Here is a 24,825-nt window from a genome sequence, read left to right as displayed (position 1 = left end):
CCGTCTTCGGGCTGGCACAAAATATGCTTCAGGGCTGGGAAATGATTTCTATCTGCCTGACTGTCACCAGATTTTTGTCCCGGAGGGTATGGCTATGAACCGCTTTGTGATTGCGGAGCCGAGGCTTTGTATTGGATGCAATACCTGCATGGCTGCTTGCAGCCAAGTACATAAAGCCGAAGGTTTACAAGAGCATCCCAGATTGACCGTAATGCGTAACGCCACGGTTACGGCACCGATTCTCTGTCGTCACTGTGAAGATGCGTGGTGTGCGCGGGTGTGCCCTGTTAATGCCATCACCCTGACCAACAACGCAGTTGAATTAGATGAAACCACCTGCATCGGCTGCAAACTTTGTGGTATCGCCTGCCCATTTGGCGCGATCACACCGTCAGGCAGCAAACCCTTAGCCGTACCGGAAACTTTCCCTGAATACATCCCCATGACCGAACTGTCCGATGTGCCTTTCAGTCCAGCCAATATGAATCCTTTCTTGGCTTGGACGGCGGGCGTGCGCACCGTGGCCGTGAAATGCGACCTGTGCAGCTTCCAACCCCAAGGGCCGGAATGTGTGCGGGTCTGTCCAACCAACGCCTTAATGCTGGTTGATGAGCACAGCATTGAACAAGCGAGTCAGGCTAAGCGCATGGCCGCGGCCAGTTGGTTTGCTAATGACCTGCCCTTTATGACTGTGGACACCTCGCCCGCCATCTCTCACGAGGAGCAAAAAAGATGATGAATTCACTTGAGCTATTGTCGCTCTCTTTATTGCTCTATCTCGCGGGTGCACTGCTTTCCCTGCTCTTGGCGCGGCGCGAAACACTGGCAATTTATGCCTCTGGACTGGCCTCATTGCTCGGCGGTATCGCGGGTTTATTGGCCGCTGCCCCCACATTACTGGGCGGCGGCATCATTACCTTCGTGACAGCGGGGCCATTCCCCTTCGCCGCCTTCAGCCTACGCCTTGATCCACTGGCGGCCTTTATGCTGCTGGTGATTTCATTGTTGGTCGTGATAACCGCACTCTATTCATTAGCCTATGTGCAGGAATACAAAGGGCGCGGGGCGTGGGGAATGGGGGTGTTTATGAACCTGTTCATCGCCTCGATGGTGGCCTTGGTGGTCGTCGATAACGCCTTCTATTTTATCGTTTTCTTCGAAATGATGTCGCTAGCCTCTTACTTCTTGGTGATTTCAGATCAAGACGACGATGCTATCGACGCGGGCCTGCTCTATTTTCTCATTGCCCACGCCGGTTCAGTGCTCATCATGATTGCCTTCTTCCTGCTCTATCGCCTCAGCGGTAGTCTGGAATTCGCCGCCTTCCGGCAAGCCAACCCGCAGCCCATCATGGCCTCGATTATCTTCTTACTGGCCTTCTTTGGTTTTGGTGCGAAAGCGGGGATGCTCCCCCTGCACGGCTGGCTGCCACGGGCGCACCCTGCTGCACCGTCGCATGCCTCAGCCTTGATGTCCGGTGTCATGGTCAAAATCGGCATCTTCGGCATCATCAAGGTCGGCATTGATTTACTCGGCGCCAGCCAACTGTGGTGGGGCGTGGTCGTGCTGGCGTTCGGCGCTGTGTCTTCCGTATTAGGGGTGCTGTATGCACTGGCAGAGCACGATATCAAACGGCTACTGGCTTATCACACGGTTGAAAACATCGGCATTATCTTAATGGGAGTTGGTGTCGGCATGATAGGCATCGCCAGCCAGCAACCGGTATTGGCGGCCCTTGGCCTGCTCGGCGCGCTCTACCATCTGCTTAACCACGCCGTCTTCAAAGGGCTACTGTTCCTCGGTGCTGGTGCCGTCATTTATCGCATCCACACCAAAGACATGGAGAAAATGGGCGGGCTGGCCAGAATGATGCCTTATACCGCGCTGGCCTTTTTGGTGGGGTGTATGGCGATCTCGGCTCTGCCGCCGTTTAACGGTTTTGTCAGTGAATGGTTCACCTACCAATCCCTGTTTACCATGACCAAAGACGGCGGCTTTATTATTCGCCTCGCAGGGCCGATTGCCATTGTGATGCTCGCCATCACCGGTGCGTTGGCCGCGATGTGCTTTGTGAAAGTGTATGGCATTAGCTTCTGTGGCTTGCCGCGCACAGAAAAAGCGGCACAAGCGCGAGAAGTGCCGTGGCCGATGACCGCCTCCATGCTGCTGCTGGCATTACTTTGCCTCGCACTGGGCGTGGGGGCTTCCCATGTCGCGCCCGTCATCGCCCGCATCGCCTCTAGTCTGATTACCACCTCGCCAGCACCGACGTTGCAGGTAGCCCAAGGGGCCGTGCTGTTCCCACAACACAGCACGCAAGCGATGCTGTCCACCCTCTATATCTTCTTCGGCTTACTTCTCTTGCCGCTGGTGATTTTACTGGTCACCCACCTCTACAAAGGCAGCCGCTTGACCTTTCGTCATGGCGGAGATCCTTGGGCCTGTGGCTATGCCTACGAGCAAGACATGACGGTTTCGGCTGGGGGCTTTACCCAACCGCTGCGGGTGATGTTTGCCCCGCTCTACCGTATGCGTAAAAAACTGGACCCCGCGCCGATGATGAAAACGGCTTTGGAGCATTCCGTTAATGGTGCCACCAAAGTGGAACCGGTATGGGACGACCACGTTGTGGCCCCGCTTATCCGCGCTATCCAATGGCTCAGCCAGCGTATTCAGTGGCTGCAACAGGGTGATTTCCGCCTCTACTGTCTGTATGTGGTCGCCGCACTGGTGGTCCTGCTGATTGTCGCGGCTATTTAAGGAGACGAGCAATGCCAACTACTGATATGCCTGCAGTCTCTATGATTGCCTTCGCCTTCGGGCAGGCGCTTTTCATGCTGGCGCTGGCACCGCTAATGTCCGGTATTTCCCGCATGGTGAAAGCCCGAATGCATTCTCGCCGTGGGCCGGGTGTGCTGCAAGAGTACCGCGATTTAGCCAAGCTGCTGAAGCGGCAAGATGTAGCACCGGCGAATGCTGGCGTCATCTTCCGCCTGATGCCCTATGTGCTGTTGGGTAGCATGCTACTGATCGCGATGGCGCTGCCGATTTTCACCTTGGCGTCACCCTTTGGTGTCGCAGGGGATCTGATCGCTCTGCTTTATCTGTTTGCGCTATTCCGCTTCTTCTTCTCGTTAGCTGGTTTGGATAGCGGCAGCATCTTCGCAGGTATCGGCGCGAGTCGTGAGTTAACGCTGGGCGTGCTCGTCGAACCCACGCTGATCCTCTCGCTGCTGGTCGTGGGGTTAATCGCTGGCTCCACCAATATCGGCACCATTAGCACTGCGCTATCTGAAGGCCACTGGCAATCACCAACCGCCACGGCATTGGCGCTGCTGGCCTGCGGCTTTGCGGTATTTATCGAAATGGGCAAAATCCCATTCGATGTCGCCGAGGCTGAACAAGAGCTCCAAGAAGGGCCATTAACCGAATATTCCGGTGCTTCGCTGGGGTTGGTCAAATGGGGCATTAGCCTGAAACAAGTGGTTGTCGCGCAACTGTTCCTCGGCGTGTTTATCCCGTTTGGCAAGCTGGCGGTGCTGAGCGGAACCGGCATGCTATGGGCGCTAGTCGCCTGCGTGATCAAATTAGTGGTGGTGTTTACCCTCGCCTCTGTGGTGGAAAACAGTATTGCCCGAGGGCGTTTCTTGTTGACCTCTCATGTTACTTGGTTGGGGTTTGGCGTCGCTGCCCTATCCCTCGTTTTCTATCTCACGGGTCTTTAAGGCGCTAATCACCCCATCATGGAGAACATGGCTCTTATGAACATTGGTCTTATGAACTTAGCCATTATGGAAAACATAGCCCTCATGGAACATGTAGCCCTTGCGACTATTTTGATCCCGTTTGCGGGGGCTATCTTCACCGCCTGTCTACCCCAGCGCATGGCGAAATGGTCCTGTACCTTTTTTGCCCTGCTAGCCACCTTGGGGACGGTACTCTTGGCCTACGCCTACTTAGGCGGTGGAAAGGTAGATGTCACCTTTAATCTGATTCATTACGGCGAAATGGCACTATTTGGCCTGACCATCGACCGCATCAGCACCTTGATTGCTTTTGCCGTGGTGTTCCTTGGGCTGCTGGTCAGTATCTATTCCACCGGTTATCTCACGCTGGGCAATCGGGAACATCCGCACGAAGGCACAAACCGCTATTACGCGTTGCTACTGGTGTTTATCGGTGCCATGGCGGGGCTGGTTCTCTCCTCCACGTTACTGGGCCAACTGTTCTTCTTTGAAATTACCGGCGGCTGCTCGTGGGGCTTGATTGGTTACTATCAGAGCCAGCGATCCTTACGTTCCGCGCTCAAAGCCTTGTTGGTGACCCACGTAGCTGCCATTGGCCTGTATCTGGCGGCGGCGGTGCTGTTGGTCAACACCGGCACCTTTGCGCTTACGGCGCTGGCGCAACTGGATAACACCACCAAAATCATCGTGTTCGGCGGCATTCTGTTTGCGGCTTGGGGGAAATCAGCCCAGTTGCCGCTGCATATCTGGTTACCCGATGCGATGGAAGCACCGACACCGGTCAGTTCCTATCTGCATGCTGCCTCGATGGTCAAAGTGGGTGTCTATATCTTCGCCCGCGCCATCTACTCAGCGGGAGATGTGCCGCAGATTATCGGTACCGTGGGGATGGTGATGGCGGTGATTACGCTGATTTATGGCTTCTTCATGTATTTGCCGCAAAAAGATATGAAGCGACTGCTGGCCTACTCCACCATCACTCAGCTGTCTTATATCTTCTTCGCATTGTCACTGGCTATCTATGGCTCCAACTTAGCCTTTGAAGGCGGCATTGCTTACATCTTCAACCATGCATTTGCCAAGAGTTTGTTCTTCTTGGTCGCCGGTGCGCTGAGCTACAGCTGTGGCACCCGCATGTTGCCGAAACTCAAAGGCATCATGGGCAAGATGCCGCTACTGGGCGTCGGGTTCTGTGTCGCAGCACTGGCTATCACCGGTGTACCGCCTTTCAACGGCTTCTTCAGTAAATTCCCCATTTTTGCTGCTGGCTTCTCGCTCTCTCACGAACATTGGCTCCTGATCCCGCTGCTGGTCTTGGCGCTGATTGAATCGGTGGCGAGCTTCGGCTGGTTCTTGTACTGGTTCGGGCAAACCGTACCCGGTAAGCCATCAGAAGAAGTCGCCAGTGCTAAACCGCTGCCGTTGGCGATGCAAGGGGTGCTGGTGATTCTGGTGATCATGTCAGTGTGCTCAAGCTTTATTGCCGTCGCTTGGCTCGGATAAGGGAGTAGAAAATGACCGGAACATTACTCGTCAACAATCTCGCAGGGCTGCTGATCATTACCTCGCTGCTTGTCATCATCGTGAAGAAACCCGCGACCTCGGCGCTGTTTTATGCCTTGCAGTCACTGGTCTTGGTGCTGATTTTTCTGGTGCTGGCTGAAACGCTGCACGCCCACGAGTTGTACATGTGGTCGTTAACGGCATTTATCACCAAAGTGGTTCTGGTGCCGTGGATTATGTATCGCGCGTTTCGCCAGATGGAAGACCCCAAAGCCAACGGTGGTGTGATAGGCACGGCTAGCCTGATCTTTATCGCCGCCATCATTATTTTGCTCAGTTACTTTGTGGTCGAACCGGTGCAATTGCCGATGGTGAGCGCCCTCAAACCGGCTCTGGCGGTGTCCTTAGGGCATTTCCTGATTGGCCTGCTGTGCATCGTCACCCAGCGCAATATTCTGAAAAATATTTTTGGCTACTGCCTGATGGAGAATGGCGCGCACTTGATGCTGGCACTACTCGCTTTTCGCGCACCGGAGTTGGTGGAGATTGGTATCGCCACCGATGCCATCTTCGCGGTGATTGTGATGACGTTCATGGCGCGCAAAATTTACCGCACGCTGCACACGCTGGATGTTAAACAACTGACGGCGCTCAAGGGGTAATGAAATGAGTAATATGGACCTGCTGTTGTTACTGCTGGCGATACCTCTGATAGCCTCACTGCTGGCTTTTGCCTCGCGTGCTTTGGGCAATGCAGCCCGCGCGGCAACCACTTGGGTGCATGTCGTCGGGATCAGTTTATTGCTGGTGGTGGCATTGACGGTGGTGTGTCGAGTGGCGCTCGACGGGGAGATTCTCGCGGCGCACCACTGGTTGCATATTGACAGCCTCAGCGCACTCTTCTTAGCCATTTTGGCCATTATCGGCTTTATCACCGGCGTTTATTCCCTCGGCTATATGCGCCATGAAGTGAATAACGGTGAAATCACGGTCGGTACACTGTGCAACTATTACGGCTTCTTCCATCTGTTTCTGTTCACCATGTTGCTGGTGGTCACCAGTAACAACCTGATTCTAATGTGGGTCGGTATCGAAGCCACCACCCTCAGCTCGGCCTTTTTGGTGGGGTTATACGGTCAACGTTCGTCACTGGAAGCGGCGTGGAAGTACATCATTATCTGTACGGTTGGCGTGGCATTCGGCTTGTATGGCACCGTGTTGGTGTATGCCAACGCCGCCAATGTGTTGGCCGATCCGGGCAGTGCTATCTTCTGGACGGTGGTCGCAGAGCATGCCAAAGAGCTGGATCCTAGCCTGATGCATCTGGCGTTTGTCTTTATCCTGATTGGCTTTGGCACCAAAACGGGCCTGTTCCCGATGCACTCATGGCTGCCCGACGCCCACAGTGAAGCCCCTAGCCCCACCAGCGCCTTATTATCTGCCGTGCTACTCAACTGTGCCCTGCTGGTGATCATCCGTTATTACATCATTATCAGTACCGCCATCGGGCCATACTTCCCGCAAATGTTGCTGTTGGTGTTTGGCATGATGTCCGTCGCTGTCTCAGCGTTCTTTATTCTGGCGCAGCGCGATATGAAGCGCTTGCTGGCTTATTCCAGCGTCGAGAACATGGGGTTAATCGCTGTTGCACTGGGCATTGGTGGCCCACTCGGTGTGCTAGCCGCGCTGTTCCACACCCTGAATCACAGCTTGGCAAAAACCTTGCTGTTCTGCGGCTCCGGTAACGTATTGCTGAAATATGGCACACGGGATATGGGGGCAATCAAAGGCATTATTCGTGTCGCACCCCTCACCGCTGTGCTATTGGCAGGGGGCGCGCTGGCACTGGCAGGGATGCCACCGTTTAACGTGTTTATCAGCGAATTTATGGTGGTGGCTGCGGCCATCAAAGCGGGCCATATCGGGCTGGTGATTGTGCTGCTCCTGCTGCTGACATTGGTTTTAGCAGGGCTGGTACGCATGATTGCCAGTACGGTATTAGGGACGCCACCCGAAGCGGTCAGTAAAGGCGAATTAGGCATACTCACCACGGCACCTATGGCACTGCTTTTACTGCTGATGTTGCTACTCGGCGTGCATATCCCCACCCCGGTGACCCGTTTACTGACTGATGCGGCGCAAATTGTGCTCAAGAATGACAGCCCCATTGAACAACCCTTTATGTTGCCGTGGGAACATCTGTCCCCCATGAAAGCCATTTCACCGGCACCAACAGCCCCTTCCGTCGCAGATACGCATACCGCCCTGCAACTTACCCCGACACGTCAGGAGATGTAACGTGACTCACGAAACGCCTATTTCAGCCACTTCAGTTTCAGGCCAACCACAGGGCGGTGAAAAACTCGGTGCCGCTTATGTGGCTCGCCTGCGTGAACAATTTCCGTCGGCTATCCTCGATGAAGAATGGCAAACCCACGATCAACTGACCATTACCATCAAGCTGAACAGCCTGCCGGATGTGGTAGAACACCTTTACTACCAGCAAGGCGGTTGGTTATCGGTGTTGTTCGGTAACGATGAACGCAGCCTAAATGGCTATTTCGCGATTTATTATGTGCTGTCGATGGAAGGCCGCGAACAATACGGCGCAGACACCGGTAAACATTATGGCGATAAGTGCTGGGTTATCGTCAAAGCGCTCATCAGCCCCGAACGGCCTGAGTTCCCTGCGGTGACACCACGCGTTCCTGCCGCCGTTTGGGGTGAGCGCGAAGTGCGTGATATGTACGGTTTACAACCGGTGGGTCTGCCAGATGAGCGGCGTTTAGTGCTGCCCGATGATTGGCCAGACGATCTGTATCCGCTGCGTAAAGACACCATGGATTACCGCCAACGCCCCACCCCGACCGGCGATACGGAAACCTATCAGTTTGAGAATGAAGCAGGCAGCAGCAGCCGTGTCGTCCCTATCGGCCCAATGCATATTACCTCCGATGAACCGGGTCACTTCCGTTTGTTCGTGGATGGCGAAGACATTATCGATGCGGATTACCGCTTGTTCTATGTTCATCGCGGCATGGAAAAGCTGGCTGAAACCCGTATGGGCTACAACGATGTGACCTTCTTGTCAGACCGTATTTGCGGCATTTGCGGTTTTACGCATAGCGTGGCTTATACCTCATCGATTGAGAATGCCTTGGGCATTATCGTGCCACCGCGGGCGCAGATGATCCGTACCATTTTGCTGGAAGTCGAACGGCTGCATAGCCATCTGCTCAATATCGGGCTGTCCTGTCACTTCGTGGGCTTCGATACCGGTTTCATGCAGTTCTTCCGCGTGCGTGAAAAAGCCATGACCATCGCTGAGATGCTCACTGGGGCGCGTAAAACCTACGGTCTGAATCTGATTGGTGGCGTGCGTCGCGATATCCTCAAAGCCGATCGCCTCAAAACCTTGCAATTAGTGGCGGAGATGCGCGCTGATATCGGCCAACTGGTGGATATGCTGATGAGCACCGCCAACATTGAACAACGCACGGTCGGTGTTGGCCTGCTTGACCGTAAAATCGCCCGCGATTTTAGCCCTGTCGGCCCGATGATCCGCGCCAGCGGTTTTGCCCGCGATATGCGCCACGACCACAGCTACGCCAACTACGCCAATGTGCCCAAAGAACTGTTTAGCTTAGAGGGCTGCGATGTGAACTCTCGCTTGTTGGTGCGAGTCCGTGAATTCTTTGACTCATTGGTGATGATTGAATATGGCCTGAACCATATGCCAAGCGGCCCGTTGCTGGAGGAGAAAGTCCACTATCAACCCTACAAGTTTGCTCTCGGTTTCTCAGAAGCGCCACGGGGTGAAGATGTTCACTGGAGCATGACGGGCGACAATCAAAAACTGTTCCGCTGGCGTTGCCGCGCGGCCACCTATGCCAATTGGCCGGTGCTGCGCTACATGCTGCGTGGCAATACCGTTTCCGATGCGCCCCTGATTATCGGCAGCCTCGATCCCTGCTATTCCTGTACTGACCGGGTCACCTTGGTGGATGTGCGTAAGCATAAATCCGTCACGGTGCCGTACAAAGAGATTGAACGTTATGGCATCGAGCGCACCCATTCGCCGCTCAAATAGAGGGATGAAGAATGTTAAAACTGTTTAAAACCATCCTGAAAGTGGGCGATACCACGGTGAAATACCCGTTTAAGCCGCTCGAAGTCAGTCAGGGGTTCCGTGGTAAGCCACAATATGATGCCGAGCAGTGCATTGCTTGTGGCGCTTGCACCATGGCCTGCCCCGCCAATGCGCTGACCATGGAAACCGATATCGTCAGCGGGACACGTCAGTGGCAGTTGTTCCTCGGTCGTTGCATCTTCTGCGGGCGCTGTGAAGAAGTTTGCCCGACCCGCGCCATTGTTCTGTCGCAGGAGTTTGAACTGGCGGTATTCAATAAAGCGGATTTATATCAACGTGCCAGCTTTACTCTCGCCCACTGCCAACAGTGCCAGAAACCTTTTGCGCCGAAAAAAGAGGTCGATTACGTGATGGCGCTGCTGATTCACTCCGGCATGAGCGCGGAGAATATCGAGCTGCAACGGCCTCATTTTGAAACCTGCCCTGATTGTAAGCGTAAACAGAATATCGTCGGCAATAGCAATATCTCGATGACCCAGCAGACCATCAATAATCAGCATCCTGATGAGGGGACCCATTCATGAGCCAGTCAGATTCAGCAAAATCAGCTTGGGGGCATCATGTTAGCCAGCCGGTGCCACTGGACCCCGCCGTCGCGAAGTTAAAAAGCACATTGCTCAAAGACATCAAACGCTCGGCCTATGTCTATCGGGTGGATTGCGGCGGCTGTAACGGCTGCGAAATAGAGATTTTCTCCTCGATCACCCCGCTATTCGACACCGAACGTTTTGGCATAAAAGTGGTGGCCTCGCCGCGCCACGCTGACATTTTGCTGTTCACTGGCGCGGTGACCCGTGCCATGCGCAGCCCAGCCCTGCGCGCCTATGAATCGGCACCGGACCCGAAAATCTGTGTCTCTTACGGTGCCTGCGGCTGCGGCGGTGGCATCTTCCACGACCTGTATTGTGTCTGGGGAGGCAGCGACACCATTGTGCCGATTGACGTCTACATCCCCGGCTGCCCACCGACCCCTGCGGCCACCATTTATGGTTTTGCCGTGGCACTTGGCCTGCTGGAACAGAAGCTGAAAAGCGAAAACCACCAAGAAGCCGCTGACGAACGAGTGGCGCTGATCCATCCTGATGCCCCTTTAACACTGCGGGTGTTATTGGAGCGTGAAGCTCGCCGTATGGCCGGTTATCGGCAAGGGCGAGAAATTACCGACCGCTTTTTGTCACTGCTGGTCAATCAGCCCTTACAGGGGCTGGAACAGCGCTGTCAGATTTACCTCAATCAGCAAGATGATCCGCGCTTGAGCGAGATTTTTGCTTGCTTGCAGCAGATAACGTTAATGCAGCTGGCGGGAGGACATGTTGATGGACGCTAACGTCATTTTTTACGCGCTAAACCAAAAGTTTCTCGACAGTGATGACGACATGCCCGCACAGGCGCAGCAGGTGATGTATTACTCTTTAGCCATCGGCCACCATGTCGGGGTGATTGACTGCCTGAAAGCCATCATGACATGTCCATTGGCCGAATATGAGCAATGGTTCAGTCAGTTACCCGCAGGCGAGGCTCACCGCAAAATGGCTGGCCTGCTGAAATTTGGTGAAATCACCATCGACAGCACCCACACCCAGTTGCTGGCAAAAGCGTTTGCACCACTGGCTGAAGATCCTGCTTCATTACATCGGCCTTGGAGCCAGCAGTTACTGCAAACGCTGTACGATATCGAGCAAGAACCCGCCATTTATTTAATGGTTAAACGCGTTATGCCTAAAAAAGAACATAGTGAAAACCGCCCATGAATCAGCCAAATACAGTGACAAATTTAGTCTTAACCGTGGGCAATAGCATGATGGGCGATGACGGCGCGGGGCCGTTGTTGGCGGAGCGCATGACGGAGCAACCCTTAGCGGATTGGCAGGTGATTGATGGCGGCTCTGCGCCCGAAAACGTGGTGCATCGCATTCGTGCCATGCAACCTTCACGGCTGATTATTGTTGATGCGGCCGACATGGAGCTCGCGCCGGGGGAGATTCGAATCATTGACCCTGATCGAATTGCTGAGATGTTCATCATGAGCACCCATAATATGCCGCTCAATTTTCTGATTGATCAGCTAAAAGAGGATATCCCCGAGGTGGTTTTCGTGGGTATCCAACCCACCCTTGTGGCGTTCTACTTCCCCATGACCGATATCGTCAAACATGCAGTAGAAACACTGTATCAACAGTTGCCCCAGTGGCAGGGTGACGGCGGCTTTGCGCATCTGTGACTGAGTGACGGTGTGGCGTCGTCAAATTTGCCGACGTCACGGCTACCGACAGTATTCCCCCGCCCTACCCCTCGCAGCAAAAAACCCATAAAACCCTGTTAAAACAATAAGATTGACTCTGCTTATCTTCACATATTCAAGTTGGCATAAACCATGCAGTATGTGGGTGAATAGATGAATCCCGATGAGTTGAATCATGGGGACATCAGAACAGCCGTCCCTTGCAATTTAAGAGACGACGGGGACAGGACCGTAAGGAGATTAAGCAATGAACCGGTTCATTATTGCAGATCCAAAGAAATGTATTGGCTGCCGCACCTGCGAGGTTGCCTGCGTGCTGGCACACAATGGTGGCAGGTTGGATGCCGTGAATAAGGCGAATTTCGCCCCGCGATTGCAAGTCGTCAAAGGGTTGAATGTCAGCACCACCATTATGTGCCGTCACTGTGAAGACGCACCTTGTGCCAATGTCTGCCCGAACGGGGCCATTGTTCGCGCGGCCGACAGCATTCAAGTGTTGCAAGAGAAATGCATTGGCTGCAAAACCTGCGTCGTTGCTTGCCCATACGGTGCCATGAACGTGGTGACTAAACAGGTCGAAGTGATGTTTAACGGCCTCTCGCAGGGCTTTTGTCTCAAAGCTGAAGCGCAAAAATGCGACCTGTGTATCGGGCGCGCGGCTGGCCCAGCCTGTATTGCCGTTTGCCCAACACATGCACTGCATATGATTGGCCGCGACACCATGCAAGCCATGCTGCGTAAAAAACAAATGCGTGCGGCATTAGATGAAGCCAACGAGATGAATTTCTAAGCCGAAACGGCTGCAAGAACGAAGGATAATAATCATGCATAAAGCACTCACGGTTTGTCCCTACTGCGGCTCTGGCTGCAAAATTAATTTGCTGGTTGAAAACGGCAAAGTCGTCGGCGCAGAAGGCGCGAATGGTGTCACCAATCAGGGTGAACTTTGCCTAAAAGGCTATTACGGTTGGGATTTCCTTAACGATACCAAGCTGCTGACGCCGCGCCTGAAACAGCCCATGATCCGTCGGCAAAAAGGCGGCAAGCTGGAAGCGGTGTCTTGGGATGAAGCTATCGAGTTTGCCAGTAGCAAATTACGGGCAATCAAAGAAAAATATGGCCCCGAAGCCATTATGCACACCGGCTCCTCCCGTGGTCCGGGCAATGAAACCAACTATGTGATGCAAAAATTTGCCCGCGCCGTCACCGGCAGCAACAATATTGACTGCTGCGCCCGTGTTTGCCACGGCCCGTCAGTGGCCGGTCTACAAGTGACGCTGGGTAATGGCGCCATGAGCAACTCAATCTGCGAGATTGAAGACACCAAATGTATTTTGGTATTTGGCTACAACGCCGCCGATTCACACCCAATCGTGGCCCGCCGTATCCTGAAAGCCAAAGAAAAAGGCGCGAAAGTGATTGTCTGCGATCCGCGCCATATTGAAACAGCCCGTATTTCAGACCTGTGGTTGCCACTGAAAAATGGTTCGAATATGGCATTGGTCAATGCGTTTGCTAACGTGTTGATCACCGAAGAACTCTACGATAAAGACTATGTTTCACGCTATACCGAAGGTTTCGATGAGTATCGCGCCATCGTCGCCAAGTACACACCGGAGTATGTCGAAGATATTACTGGCTTGCCTGCACAAACTATCCGCGAAGCCATGCGTATCTATGCTGCCGCCCCTTCTGCCACAATTTTGTGGGGCATGGGCGTCACCCAATGGGGCCAAGGTGTGGATGTCGTGAAAGGGTTATCCGGCTTAGCGTTGTTGACCGGTAACCTTGGCCGCCCGAATGTCGGTGTCGGTCCGGTTCGTGGGCAAAATAACGTGCAAGGCGCTTGCGATATGGGGGCTCTGCCCAATATGTATCCCGGCTACCAGCCGGTGGTCGATCCCGCGACGCTGGAAAAATTTGCTAAAGCATGGGGTGTGCCTTCGTTATCCAACAAAATTGGCTACTCCCTGACCGACGTCCCACACAAAGTGAAAGAAGGCAAAATCAAAGCCAACTACGTGATGGGCGAAGATCCGCTGCAAACGGAACCTGATCTTTCGATGATGCGGGAAGCGTTCAGCGAGTTAGAACTGCTGATTGTGCAGGATATTTTCATGACCAAAACCGCTGCCGAAGCGGATGTGATTTTCCCTGCCACCTCTTGGGGCGAGCATGAAGGGGTTTATTCTGCCGCTGACCGAGGTTTCCAGCGTTTCGAAAAAGCCGTTGATGCACAAGGTGATGTGAAGCCAGATTGGGAAATCATCAGTCTGATGGCAACTGCCCTCGGTTATCCGATGAAGTATCACAATACCAAAGAGATTTGGGATGAGCTGCGCGAGCTATGCCCACTGTATTACGGTGCGACCTACGAGAAAATGGCGGGGTTGGGTTATGTGCCGTGGCCCTGTACCACTGAAGACAGCCCCGGTACGCCGTGGTTGTATGCCGGTAATAAATTTGACCGCCCTGGCGGTAAAGGATTGCTGTTTGCCAGTGAGTGGCGTGCGCCAATGGAACAGGTCGATGCGGACTATCCGTTAGTACTCTGTACGGTGCGCGAAGTGGGTCACTATTCTTGCCGTTCGATGACCGGTAACTGTTCAGCGTTGCAAACATTGGCCGATGAACCGGGTTATGTGCAAATCAGCCCACAAGATGCCGATAAAATGCAGTTGCGGGATCAACAGCTGGTTTGGGTGGCATCACGGCGTGGCAAGGTGATTACTCGCGTTTCTGTCAGTGAGCGTATCAATGTCGGTGCGGTGTATATGACCTACCAATGGTGGATTGGGGCCTGTAATGAGCTGACACTTGACCATCTGGATCCGATTTCCAAAACACCAGAGTATAAATATTGCGCGGTTAAGCTGGAGGCCATTCCTGATCAGATTTGGGCAGAGAATTATGTGCAGCAGGAATATAGTCAGTTGAAGGCGCGGTTACGTAGAGAGGCTGAAGTCGTTTAGTCGAATCAATGGCTACTGGACGCCTTATCGTGTTCAGTAGCCAAGCTAATATTTAAGACAAACCGTTATTTAAGACCAACCGTCATCTAATCCAATTCTCACCTAATACAAATCATCGTCTAATCCAAACTCTCTTCTTCTTCGATACTTTTGACTGATATTCCGAGTCGTTGCATACGGGATAGCAAGGTGGTGCGTTTTAGCCCCAGCTTGATGGCGGCCCCTTTTGCTCCGGCGACTACGCCATTCGTTTCACGTAATACACGAATAATGCGCGCACGTTCAGATTCTGAAAACTCTGGCTCTTCACTTTCCGGTAACAAGGCTTTGCGGACCGGTTTTTCCGGTGTCGGTTTGGCCGCTTCAAGGGGCGATAAGTGATATTCCAACTCTTGTAACTGCAAATTCAACGTAGTGCCTCGGCTGAGGATCACCGCTCGCTCAATCACATTTTCCAGTTCGCGAATATTCCCCGGCCAAGGTAAGCGGCTGAGTAAGCGCAATGTTTCGCTGGGGATGGTATCGATAACGCGATTCATACGTTTGGCTATTTTCTGAGTGAAGAATTTCACCAATAAGGGAATATCTTCAGGGCGCTCCCGTAATGGTGGGATGACAATAGGAAAAACATTGAGTCGATAATAAAGGTCACTGCGGTATTCGCGGTTAACCATCATTAATTTTAAATCGCGGTTGGTGGCCGCAATAAGGCGAACATCGACCGGAATAATTTTACTGCCGCCCAAGCGTTCTATTTCTCGCTCTTGTAATACCCGTAATAGTTTGGGTTGCAGTTCAAGGGGAATATCCCCCACCTCATCAAGAAAGAGTGTTCCGCCATCAGCCATTTCAAATCGGCCAATACGCTGAGAGGCCGCACCGGTATAAGCGCCCTTTTCATGACCAAACAAATCACTTTCCATTAAGCCCGAAGGGATCGCAGCACAATTCATTTTCACCATACGCTTTTTCTTACGCAGGCTTAAATTATGGATAGCGCGAGCAATTAACTCTTTACCGGTTCCGGTTTCACCGAGGATCAAAACGGTACAATCGCTGGACGCGACCATTTCGACTTGTTCCAGTACCGCTTTAATGCCGGCACTATGACCAATTATCTCGCCGAATTCCTCGTTATGAATAATCTGATCCGTCAGATACAGATTTTCATTCACCAATGAATCTTTGAGGCGGGTAATTTCCGCGTAAGCTAAGGCATTATCCACTGCGATGGCAATACGGGCCGCGATTTGTCGCAATAATTTGAGGTTGCTATCCGTAAAAAGGTCGCGCTGACATTGCGCCAGTTTTAATACGCCCAACATCTTATGGCCGAAAAAGAGCGGTAGCAGGCAAACCACCTGTAATCCCTCATCCAGCATATTGGCCAGTTGTTTATCTTCAGGTGCCAAGAGGGCAATATCAGCCAGGTCAACCAGCAATAATTCTCGGCTGTGTAAAACCTGCCCAGCTAAAGTCCCCGCGATATCGACCCACGTTTGCTGGTGCTGTACCGCTTTACCGGTTTGATAGCGCGTTGAAAAAACATGCAGTTTATCTTTATCGTCTTGAGAACCACACAGCGCCAAACTGATGTAATCAATATTGAAAAAGCGGTGTATCTCTTTCGACACTTCTGCCGCTAAGACATCTAGCTCCAGCTTAGAAATAACCGTATTGGTGACGTCCACGAGTATGCGGTAGTGATCACGTTCGAAACGGAGTTTTTCACGCTCAGTTTCAGCACGATGAATATGAGAGATATTATCGACCGCGATAGCCACCACGTCAGCCAGCAATCCCAAAAAAGTGATCGCTTGCTCATCAAAGTCACTGCCATCGGTTTTAATAAACTCAACACAGCCCGACCAATGGTTATCATGGCCCAAGGGGAAATGGCAGCCAGCATCCAATGCCTGATAAGGTGCCAAATCACACACCGCGGAAAACTCCCGTTGCATACGCTGATGGTCAGTCTGCAACGGCGTTTGTTGCTGCCAGGCCAAACCGCCGGGGCCTTCGGCAAACAGAATATTTTGCGTGCCCAAGACGGTGTTAGAGGCATCATCATGGGTATATAGCGTAATTTGGTTATACAGCGGGTTGAGCAGCAATAAATTAACACGTTGAAAACGGACTAAAGAAAAAGAAATCTTTCTGAGTTGATTAACCAATTCAGGGATATCCCGAATCAATAATAACTCTTTCGATACCCTGAACAACGTATCTTGCCAAACCTGAGCCAAAGTGGGACGGGGTAGTTTTTTTGTGCTATCCATCATATTCCCAATGTCATTAAGCCCAACGGAATTAAGCCCAAAAATGGATGATGACTACTTTAATGTATTGAAATAAACAAATATATATTAACCCGCGATAAGCTTGATCTGGGTTAATAAACAATTTCATCTGGATTAATAAATTACACCCTCGGTTGAAATCAAGTCTCATTTACATCAAAAACCAAATAAAACATCAGGTTACATGCAGTTACATCTTAGTGTTTTTCCGATCAATTCACCCTTCGCTATATAAATATATACATATCGACTTTTGAAGATATATCGACATCAAGCCTAAAAATCAAAGAATATTCTCAGCATAACGCATGGTATGAAAAATGCATGAATGCTATGCCAAAACAAGAACGATTTAATTTTCATCTTATCACTCCCTTCAGCATTAAAATAAGCAACAGGAGTTAACAATGAGTATTGAAAATCCCTTTGACCTACGATTACCGGTTGATATGGCAAAACTTGCCGAGCAAGTCGGCATATATAAAGCCACCAAAAATCCAGCGACAACGTTTTATTTAGCCATGACAGCGGGCGTATTTATCTCAATTGCTTTTGTTTTTTACATTACCGCCACAACCGGCACAGCAGGTGTCGCATTCGGATTAGCTAAGTTGGTGGGTGGCCTCTGTTTTTCTCTCGGCCTCATATTAGTGATTATCTGTGGCGCAGACTTATTTACCTCTACCGTATTAATTGTGGTGGCAAAAGCCAGCGGTAAAATCAGTTGGCGGCAATTGATTTGTAATTGGATCAATGTCTATATCGGTAATTTGATTGGTGCCTTATTTTTTGTCGCTTTGATTTGGTTTGCCAGCCAACATACAGCAGCAAACGGTCTATGGGGCTTAAATGTGCTGCAAACAGCCGATCACAAGTTGCATCACACTTTTGTCGAGGCTGTCTGTTTGGGGATTTTGGCAAATTTGATGGTCTGCCTCGCGGTGTGGATGAGCTATTCCGGCCATACTTTGACCGATAAAATCGTAGTCATGCTATTGCCTATTGGCATGTTTGTCGCCAGCGGCTTTGAACACAGCATCGCCAATATGTTTTTGATTCCTTTAGCCATTGTGATTCGAGATTTTGCCTCGCCTGAATTCTGGCATGCCATTAATGCCACACCGGATCAATTCCCTGCCCTGACGATGTCCAACTTTATTATCGATAATCTTATTCCGGTGACCATCGGCAATATTATTGGTGGCGGATTATTGGTCGGGTTGACCTATTGGATTATCTATCTGCGCAATCCGGCTCATTAGGGCTACTGGCGGAATAATTGATGGCAATAACACGTCTAATGCTGTCGTCAATTTTGACGAAGTGACGTAAAAATGCACAAAGCCAGTCAGGAGGATCCTAACTGGCTTTTATTTTATGGCAACGTCATGACCAATATTCGATTATTTTTTCTTCGCGTACTTCAGTGAGTCCAAAGCAACCGCAAAGATAATGATCGCACCCTTAATAATGTACTGCCAGTAAGGGTTCACACCGATATACGTCAGCCCGTAGTTGATGACGGTAAAGATGATAACCCCAGTCACAACGCCGATAACCGTACCGACCCCGCCACTGAAGGACACGCCGCCCACCACACAGGCCGCGATAGCATCTAACTCATACATAAATCCGAGGTTGTTGGTGGCGCTGCCGATGCGGCCCGCCTCTAACATCCCGCCGAAGGCATAGAACACGCCAGACAGCGCATAGATCATGATCAGGTTCAGTGGCACGTTCACACCAGAAACTTTTGCTGCTTCTGGGTTACCACCGATGGCAAAGATATTTTTACCAAAGCGTGTTTTGTTCCACAGCACCCAAACAAAGCCGATAGCAATTAACGCATAGAAGGTTATGTAAGAGAGTTTGAAATCACCAAACCTCAAGAACCCTTGCGCAAAAGTAGAGAATGCAGGGTCAAAGCCGGCAATCGGTGATGCACCAACATAGTCGTAATACAGTGAGTTAATACCGTAAACGATAATCATCGTACCCAATGTGGTAATAAAAGGCGTCACATTCAGATAAGCAATGATAATACCGTTAACCAAACCAATAACCGCACCAATCAGGCAAACGGTTAAGATAACGACAGGGATAGGGACAGTCTGCAAATCAGGGAAAACTTTATTCACGTTATCCATAGATTGCAGCATGGTCGCGGCCACCACCGCCGCCAAGCCCACTTGGCGACCGGCTGACAAGTCGGTCCCTTGAGTGACAATCAGGCCCGCCACACCGAGTGCGATAATAATACGCACCGACGATTGGGTCAGAATGTTACTTAAGTTCATCAAACTTAAAAATGTCGGGTCCTTGACGATAATAATGCCCAGCAATACGAATAATACGACATAAATCCCGCCCTCTTTAAGGTAAGTGAGCATACTTTTCTTATTTAACGCATTCATAATAAGAACCTTCGACTAGATTAGAGATGCAAGGATGCAAGACGTAATATTTCATTTTGCGTGGTATGTTTGGTTTCAACAATTCCCGCAACCTGACCATTACTCATTACCAAAATTCTGTCAGTGATCCCTAATAGCTCAGGCATTTCAGAGGAAATAATAATAATTCCTTTGTCTTTCTTCGCTAGTTCAGTCATTAACTGATAGATTTCAAACTTAGCACCGACATCAATACCCCGAGTCGGCTCATCCAACATTAATATTTCTGGCTGAGTGAGTAGCCAACGGCCAATAATGACTTTCTGCTGATTACCACCTGACAAAGAACCAATACTGGTACGGTGACCCGGTGTTTTTACTCGCATCGCATCGATAACCCATTGGGTATCGCTCTTCATGCGGGTATTATCCAGCAGCCCAAGTTTATTTTTATAATTACGGATATTAGAGATCAGGGAATTAAAACCAACATCAAGATAAGCGTAAATCCCGGTTGAACGGCGCTCTTCAGTCACCAGTGCGAACCCATGATTAATGGCTTCATTCGCGCTGTGATTATTAATCGTTTTGCCGTGTAATTTAATGGTGCCAGCCACTTTTTCGCGAATACCAAATAAGGTTTCCACGATATCGGTACGCTTAGCCCCGACCAAACCGGCAATCCCCAAAATCTCGCCTTTATGCAAATCAAAGGAAATGTCACGGATTGATGGTTGGCGTAGTGAGGTTAAATTCTTCACCTCTAAAATGACTTCACCGGGCGTATTCAGGCGATCAGGGAAACGCTGGCTCAGTGAGCGCCCGACCATCATGGAGATAATCTGGTCCATGGTCAGCCCTTCCAGTGGTTGGGTGGCGATCCATTGGCCATCACGTAATATCGTGATTTCATCACACAGTTGGAATATCTCTTCCATTTTATGGGAGATATAAACAATTCCGCAGCCACGATCTTTTAATTTGCGGATGATGGTAAATAGGTGATTAACTTCTTTCTCTGTTAATGAAGATGTTGGCTCGTCCATAATGACGATTTTGGCGTTATAAGAGAATGCTTTGGCTATTTCGATCATCTGCATTTGGGATACGGATAATGTGGCGACTTTATCGCGTGGATCAATATCAATATCCAACTCATCGAAAATAGCTTTGGTATCGTTGTACATTTTATCTTGATCGACAAAAAAGCCTTTGGTTGGGTAACGACCCAGCCACATATTGTCCATCACTGTACGCTGTAGCACCAAGTTTAATTCCTGATGCACCATAGAGATACCATGCTCTAATGCTTCTTTCGAACTTTTAAACTCTATTTCTTGCCCCTGAAAGATGATACTCCCGGAGTCTTTTTTATAGATACCAAAAAGGCATTTTAATAGCGTTGACTTACCTGCACCATTCTCGCCCATTAATGCATGGATCGAATTAGGCCGCACTTTAAGATTAACATTATCTAACGCCTTTACACCCGGAAATGATTTATTGATATTGCTCATTTCCAGCAACCACTCGCGGGGTTGTGCTGTATTAATATCGGCCATAGTTGTACCTGGCTAAGAACCGCCACCTATTGTTGGATATATCAACATCCACCATTAAGTGCGCACTCTAAAATAAGGATCAATGCAACAAAAAAACCTTCAGCCTCGGTGCCCGACTCCGTATACCGAATAATCAGTACCGAGGCCAGAAGGTTAAGGACTTTCTACCCGTCATGCTTGGGTGTAAAACGTCTTCGACTGTTACTTAGTAAATTCAGCCAAGTTATCTTTATCGACGCCTACATACGGAATACGTACGATTTTGTTGTCGATTTTCCAGGTTGTCCCTTCAGCCGCAGGTTTACCGTCAGCCAAGTTTTTCGCCAGATCGAACGTCGCTTTCGCCTGATTGTTCGCATCGTTCAGCACCGTACCGGCCATTTGACCTGATTTCACCATCGCTAACGCTTCTGGCAAGGCATCAACACCGAACACAGGAATGCTGGTTTTGTTGTGTGCTTTCAGCGCTTCTACTGCACCCATCGCCATCGCATCGTTGTTGGCAATAACCACTTCGATCTTGTTGGCGTTAGGGCCAGATAACCACGCATCCATCTTATCTTTAGCCTGTGCGGTATCCCACATTGCGGTATCTAACTGCAATTGTTGCGTTGGAATGCCTTTTTCGTTCAGTGTCTTAATCACGTAAGTGGTACGTGCTTCCGCATCTGGATGACCCGGCTCGCCTTTGAGCAACACAAATTGAATTTTGCCGTCTTTATTCAGATCCCAGGCTGGATTCGCTTGCCAGTGTTTCGCTATCAGCTCACCTTGAATCACACCAGACTCTTTAGAGTCAGTCCCGACATAGTAAGCTTTGTCATAGCTGTCCAAGGCTTTACGTGAAGGTTCTTTGTTATAGAACACAACCGGCACATCATTGGCGCGAGCTTTATCGATAACCACCGGTGCTGCTGCTGGGTCAACCAAGTTAATCGCCAACGCTTTGACACCCTTTGCCAGCAACACGTCAATTTGATCGTTTTGCTTGGACTGGTCGTTCTGGGAGTCATTCATCAGTAAGGTAACGTCAGGAGATGCTTTGGCATCTTTCTCGATAGCTTTACGGACCACGGACATAAAGTTGTCATCATACTTATAGATGGTGACACCAATACGGGTATCAGCTTGAGCAGCTGCGCCAAACATCATGCTGGCAGCCAGAGCCGCTAATGTGAAAACCTTCTTATTCATTTGTATCTCCGGGTTTATGTAGGGTAGTACAGGGTGATAACACCATCGCCTAACGAGAAAAAACCATCGTAAAGCGGCTGACACTTAAATTTATCGTCCTTGACCGCACTCCACTCCGAAAGGGCCGCCTGAGTCGTCATAAACCATGTCATTTACCAACGTATTGTTTGCGGAACACTCGTTGATAAATCGCTATTTTAAAAACCTGCTACCGCGTGTTTTTTATCCGGTAGCCGATGACATATTGATACATTCAGGTAGAAAACAGCTAGAGCATAGACGGCTCGTTGTTAAGAATCTGTGAATTTTCTCACAGATTGAAAACGGTTACACAAGAATAAATTCGTAACTAGTGAGCAACCCCACAAATTGCGACAGAGTGCCGCGGAACCAAGGTTGGCTTAAAGCAGTAAGTTGCTTGAGGATCGGGTGCACGCAAAGCCCCATCAAGTGCTAACTCGGTGGCTAAAGTTGCCATAGAAACAATCGGATAGCGGATAGTGCTCAATTTAGGGCTGGTGTAGCGGGCAATGGGAATATCATCGAAGCCCACGACCGAGAACTGCTCAGGTACACTGATACCGTTCTCTTTCAAAGCCGCTAATGCACCCGCCGCCATTGAATCATTGTAGGCGAACACCGCACTGAGCTGTAAATTACGCCCCAGCAAGTCAATCATGGCGCGCTCTCCCCCTGCCAAGTCTGGGGTGCCAAATGCTCGCCAACTGTCGAGAGCAGTGATACCGGCGGCCTCAAGTGCATTGAGGTAACCGGTCTGGCGCTGCATCACATCATCAATAGGGTGATTTGATCCGAGAAAACCAATGCGCTGATGACCTTGCTTGAGCAATAAGCGACACGCCATTTGCGCACCGCTAACATTGTCTAATCCTACGCAGCGATGCTCAAAGCCAGGAATAATTCGATTAATGAGCACCATGCCGGGAACTTGCTCTAAAAATCCAATTAACTCTCGGTCACTCAATGCTTTAGCGTGTACAACCAATGAATTACAGCGCTGGCGTAAGAGCACCTCAATGGCATGGCGTTCTTTGTCTGCCTGATGATAACTATTGCCAATTAGGACGTATTTTTTATGCCGTTGCGCCACAGTGTCTACCGCTTTCACTAAGGCACCAAAGAAGGGATCAGAGACATCCATCACCACCACACCCACAGTGTCACTGCTTTGGGTCGCCAGTGCTTGGGCATTGGCATTAGGACGGTAGCCCAGCTCTGATACCGCTTTAAGGACCGCAGCACGGGTTTCCGGCCGGATGGCAGCGCTGTTGTTAAGGACGCGAGAGACGGTCGCCAGCGAAACGCCAGCTCGTGAGGCCACATCGCGGATCGTAATATTGTGACCAGATGAATGCAGAGCGGTCATGGCCTTATCCTGTGAATATTACTTCATCAATAAGTCACCATGCGCACATTGGAATTAACTGGGCATGGCAGGTGGCCTATCCTACCCAGTTTGTTGAGTTTGCCACGTGAAATACGTCACAAGAAAGAAAACGTTTACATACAAATTTGCAACCCGCTCAAACATTTTTCTCTATTGCACAGATTCAGGGCTTGGTGTTGCGAGGTTGTAACGATTGGCCGCAGGCATATGCCGTTAATTTACGCCAGAGCCATTCTACGGGACCTTGAGCAAAATAACGTAGCCAAAACAGCGAGAAAAGGATGTTACAGAGCCAGATAAAAGGCACCACCGCGAGCAATTGTAAGCGGTCCAGCTGTTGATAGAGACCAAAGTGATAGAAGATTAATGTGCACAGCAATGTTTGTAGCAAGTAATTACTGAGCGCCATTCTGCCCACTTTTGCCAGCCAATAGCTCACACGCCAGCCGGATAACGTAGGCCAATAGCCATAGAGTAGCGCCAGATACCCCACTGCCTGTAACGGTGCACCTAACTCGCGGGGAACTTGCAGTAAAAAGCCCGTCCAGCGGTAATCCCAGCCCACAGCCCATTGCAGCGCCACGCCTGGAATTTGGATCACCAATGAAAGCGGTATCAAACAGGCCGCTATCAACCGGTAATGGCGCAAACTAAACTCGCCGCGCAACCAGCCACAACGCATTAAACCCGCACCAAAGAGCATGGAGCCTGCCAGTTCCCACCCGTACTGTGCACCGATCGCAATCAAATTGGATGAAAACAGATCCAGCCGGTTTTTCCATGCTTCCATGCCACCTTGTAACTTCCAGAATTGTTCATATTGCAGGTCAGCCAAACCCGGCAGCCAAAAACGGCCCGGTTCACCCTGGGTAATAAACCCCAGTAGCAACAACACAGCGACCCCAATCAGATACAGCACCACACCAGTGCGCATTAAACTGGCGGCATCTTTGGCATCACGGATCATTCGCCAACACACCAGACCAATCAAACCATAAGCAAATAGAATGTCCCCATCCCAGAAAAAGATGCCATGAATCAATCCAAGCAAAAGCAAGAGAGATAAACGTGCCCGTATCCAGCTTTTGCCCCGCTTAAGCAGCAGTTCAAGGCCCCCACCAAACAGGATGGCAAAGATAAAGAGAAACTTCGCTTGCGCCACGATATCGAGTATGGCCCAAGTCCAGCTATCAGACAGCGAGGGAAGCCCCATATAGGCGGGGTTTAGGTAGGCAGCCTTTGGCAGGCCAAATGCGCTGATATTGAGCAGCAGAATGCCAAGAATGGCCAGCCCTCGCGCACTGTCTAACGTTGCGATGCGTTGACGCATACCCGACATCCTGTGTACGGGCACC

At 50.6% G+C, this 24,825-nt stretch carries 20 protein-coding genes; 14 read left to right on the top strand and 6 right to left on the bottom strand.

Features of this window, described 5'->3' with window-relative positions; genetic code table 11:
* The first annotated feature begins 94 nt into the window (after positions 1–94).
* The 13 genes from DA391_RS07765 (at position 95) to fdhF (ending at position 14,613) form a co-directional block, all read left to right on the top strand.
* On the top strand, positions 95–736 hold the full coding sequence (locus DA391_RS07765) for a 4Fe-4S dicluster domain-containing protein (protein WP_050286116.1): 642 nt from the start codon (positions 95–97) through the stop codon (positions 734–736).
* Positions 733–2,760, top strand: coding sequence for a hydrogenase 4 subunit B (gene hyfB, locus DA391_RS07760; RefSeq protein WP_108087512.1), 2,028 nt, complete (start codon positions 733–735; stop codon positions 2,758–2,760). The genes DA391_RS07765 and hyfB overlap by 4 nt, the downstream gene beginning before the upstream one ends.
* Before the next feature lie 11 nt (positions 2,761–2,771).
* Positions 2,772–3,725, top strand: coding sequence for a respiratory chain complex I subunit 1 family protein (locus DA391_RS07755; RefSeq protein WP_050079916.1), 954 nt, complete (start codon positions 2,772–2,774; stop codon positions 3,723–3,725).
* A gap of 84 nt (positions 3,726–3,809) precedes the next feature.
* Entirely contained in the window at positions 3,810–5,249 is a 1,440-nt protein-coding gene (locus tag DA391_RS07750; RefSeq protein ID WP_172986956.1) for a hydrogenase 4 subunit D, read from the top strand.
* A gap of 11 nt (positions 5,250–5,260) precedes the next feature.
* Positions 5,261–5,911 carry a hydrogenase 4 membrane subunit gene (gene hyfE / locus DA391_RS07745; protein WP_019210561.1) on the top strand — a complete coding sequence of 217 codons (651 nt, stop codon included), beginning with the start codon at positions 5,261–5,263 and terminating at the stop codon, positions 5,909–5,911.
* Between the two features lie 4 nt (positions 5,912–5,915).
* A complete protein-coding gene (locus tag DA391_RS07740) occupies positions 5,916–7,547 on the top strand; it encodes a hydrogenase 4 subunit F (protein ID WP_057649877.1) in 1,632 nt (543 codons plus the stop codon).
* A 1-nt stretch (position 7,548) separates the two neighbouring features.
* Positions 7,549–9,339, top strand: coding sequence for an NADH-quinone oxidoreductase subunit C (locus DA391_RS07735; RefSeq protein ID WP_098904726.1), 1,791 nt, complete (start codon positions 7,549–7,551; stop codon positions 9,337–9,339).
* A gap of 11 nt (positions 9,340–9,350) precedes the next feature.
* Positions 9,351–9,923 carry a hydrogenase 4 subunit H gene (hyfH, locus tag DA391_RS07730; RefSeq protein WP_098904727.1) on the top strand — a complete coding sequence of 191 codons (573 nt, stop codon included), beginning with the start codon at positions 9,351–9,353 and terminating at the stop codon, positions 9,921–9,923.
* The gene (gene nuoB, locus DA391_RS07725) at positions 9,920–10,726 is read left to right on the top strand and encodes an NADH-quinone oxidoreductase subunit B family protein (RefSeq protein ID WP_108087510.1); all 807 of its coding nucleotides are present in this window, start codon (positions 9,920–9,922) and stop codon (positions 10,724–10,726) included. Before hyfH ends, nuoB begins: the two co-directional genes overlap by 4 nt.
* Entirely contained in the window at positions 10,716–11,150 is a 435-nt protein-coding gene (locus DA391_RS07720; protein WP_108088258.1) for a formate hydrogenlyase maturation HycH family protein, read from the top strand. Before nuoB ends, DA391_RS07720 begins: the two co-directional genes overlap by 11 nt.
* A complete protein-coding gene (gene hycI, locus DA391_RS07715) occupies positions 11,147–11,620 on the top strand; it encodes a hydrogenase maturation peptidase HycI (RefSeq protein ID WP_019210567.1) in 474 nt (157 codons plus the stop codon). Before DA391_RS07720 ends, hycI begins: the two co-directional genes overlap by 4 nt.
* A gap of 268 nt (positions 11,621–11,888) precedes the next feature.
* Positions 11,889–12,431, top strand: a complete 543-nt coding sequence (locus tag DA391_RS07710) for a 4Fe-4S binding protein (protein ID WP_019210568.1) — start codon at positions 11,889–11,891, stop codon at positions 12,429–12,431.
* Positions 12,432–12,465: 34 nt separating this feature from the next.
* Complete coding sequence (fdhF, locus tag DA391_RS07705; protein WP_019210569.1) at positions 12,466–14,613, top strand: formate dehydrogenase subunit alpha; 2,148 nt, start codon at positions 12,466–12,468, stop codon at positions 14,611–14,613.
* 119 nt (positions 14,614–14,732) lie between these two features.
* On the opposite strand, the gene flhA is transcribed toward fdhF, so the two are convergent.
* The gene (gene flhA / locus DA391_RS07700) at positions 14,733–16,892 is read right to left on the bottom strand and encodes a formate hydrogenlyase transcriptional activator FlhA (protein WP_050079923.1); all 2,160 of its coding nucleotides are present in this window, start codon (positions 16,890–16,892) and stop codon (positions 14,733–14,735) included.
* 428 nt (positions 16,893–17,320) lie between these two features.
* On the opposite strand from flhA, the gene focA reads away from it, so the two are divergent.
* Positions 17,321–18,175, top strand: a complete 855-nt coding sequence (gene focA, locus DA391_RS07695) for a formate transporter FocA (RefSeq protein ID WP_049606480.1) — start codon at positions 17,321–17,323, stop codon at positions 18,173–18,175.
* Positions 18,176–18,316: 141 nt separating this feature from the next.
* Here focA and mglC read toward each other — a convergent pair whose 3' ends face one another.
* The 5 genes from mglC to yeiB all read right to left on the bottom strand — a co-directional run bounded on the left by mglC (position 18,317) and on the right by yeiB (position 24,800).
* Positions 18,317–19,327 (bottom strand): galactose/methyl galactoside ABC transporter permease MglC, encoded by a 1,011-nt coding sequence (mglC, locus tag DA391_RS07690; RefSeq protein WP_050079925.1) that lies wholly within the window; start codon positions 19,325–19,327, stop codon positions 18,317–18,319.
* A 20-nt stretch (positions 19,328–19,347) separates the two neighbouring features.
* Positions 19,348–20,868: a galactose/methyl galactoside ABC transporter ATP-binding protein MglA gene (gene mglA, locus DA391_RS07685; RefSeq protein WP_108087509.1), complete on the bottom strand. Its 1,521-nt coding sequence runs from the start codon at positions 20,866–20,868 to the stop codon at positions 19,348–19,350.
* 201 nt (positions 20,869–21,069) lie between these two features.
* Positions 21,070–22,062, bottom strand: a complete 993-nt coding sequence (gene mglB / locus DA391_RS07680) for a galactose/glucose ABC transporter substrate-binding protein MglB (protein ID WP_019210574.1) — start codon at positions 22,060–22,062, stop codon at positions 21,070–21,072.
* A 349-nt stretch (positions 22,063–22,411) separates the two neighbouring features.
* On the bottom strand, positions 22,412–23,449 hold the full coding sequence (gene galS / locus DA391_RS07675; protein ID WP_019210575.1) for an HTH-type transcriptional regulator GalS: 1,038 nt from the start codon (positions 23,447–23,449) through the stop codon (positions 22,412–22,414).
* Between the two features lie 184 nt (positions 23,450–23,633).
* Positions 23,634–24,800 (bottom strand): DUF418 domain-containing protein YeiB, encoded by a 1,167-nt coding sequence (gene yeiB / locus DA391_RS07670; protein WP_108087508.1) that lies wholly within the window; start codon positions 24,798–24,800, stop codon positions 23,634–23,636.
* Between the last annotated feature and the right edge of the window lie 25 nt (positions 24,801–24,825).

The organism is Yersinia massiliensis, from assembly GCF_003048255.1.
In the GTDB taxonomy this organism is placed as follows: Bacteria; Pseudomonadota; Gammaproteobacteria; order Enterobacterales; family Enterobacteriaceae; genus Yersinia; species Yersinia massiliensis_A.
The sequence above is the reverse complement of the archived record's forward strand: the minus strand, read 5'-3'. Positions and strand labels throughout refer to the sequence as shown.

Coding starts and splice junctions, on each gene's coding strand:
- DA391_RS07765 (WP_050286116.1), top strand. CDS start 95: ATGAACCGCTTTGTGATTGCGGAGCCGAGGCTTTGTATTGGATGCAAT.
- hyfB (WP_108087512.1), top strand. CDS start 733: ATGATGAATTCACTTGAGCTATTGTCGCTCTCTTTATTGCTCTATCTC.
- DA391_RS07755 (WP_050079916.1), top strand. CDS start 2,772: ATGCCAACTACTGATATGCCTGCAGTCTCTATGATTGCCTTCGCCTTC.
- DA391_RS07750 (WP_172986956.1), top strand. CDS start 3,810: ATGGAACATGTAGCCCTTGCGACTATTTTGATCCCGTTTGCGGGGGCT.
- hyfE (WP_019210561.1), top strand. CDS start 5,261: ATGACCGGAACATTACTCGTCAACAATCTCGCAGGGCTGCTGATCATT.
- DA391_RS07740 (WP_057649877.1), top strand. CDS start 5,916: ATGAGTAATATGGACCTGCTGTTGTTACTGCTGGCGATACCTCTGATA.
- hyfH (WP_098904727.1), top strand. CDS start 9,351: ATGTTAAAACTGTTTAAAACCATCCTGAAAGTGGGCGATACCACGGTG.
- nuoB (WP_108087510.1), top strand. CDS start 9,920: ATGAGCCAGTCAGATTCAGCAAAATCAGCTTGGGGGCATCATGTTAGC.
- DA391_RS07720 (WP_108088258.1), top strand. CDS start 10,716: ATGGACGCTAACGTCATTTTTTACGCGCTAAACCAAAAGTTTCTCGAC.
- hycI (WP_019210567.1), top strand. CDS start 11,147: ATGAATCAGCCAAATACAGTGACAAATTTAGTCTTAACCGTGGGCAAT.
- DA391_RS07710 (WP_019210568.1), top strand. CDS start 11,889: ATGAACCGGTTCATTATTGCAGATCCAAAGAAATGTATTGGCTGCCGC.
- fdhF (WP_019210569.1), top strand. CDS start 12,466: ATGCATAAAGCACTCACGGTTTGTCCCTACTGCGGCTCTGGCTGCAAA.
- flhA (WP_050079923.1), bottom strand. CDS start 16,892: ATGGATAGCACAAAAAAACTACCCCGTCCCACTTTGGCTCAGGTTTGG.
- focA (WP_049606480.1), top strand. CDS start 17,321: ATGAGTATTGAAAATCCCTTTGACCTACGATTACCGGTTGATATGGCA.
- mglC (WP_050079925.1), bottom strand. CDS start 19,327: ATGAATGCGTTAAATAAGAAAAGTATGCTCACTTACCTTAAAGAGGGC.
- mglA (WP_108087509.1), bottom strand. CDS start 20,868: ATGGCCGATATTAATACAGCACAACCCCGCGAGTGGTTGCTGGAAATG.
- mglB (WP_019210574.1), bottom strand. CDS start 22,062: ATGAATAAGAAGGTTTTCACATTAGCGGCTCTGGCTGCCAGCATGATG.
- galS (WP_019210575.1), bottom strand. CDS start 23,449: ATGACCGCTCTGCATTCATCTGGTCACAATATTACGATCCGCGATGTG.
- yeiB (WP_108087508.1), bottom strand. CDS start 24,800: ATGCGTCAACGCATCGCAACGTTAGACAGTGCGCGAGGGCTGGCCATT.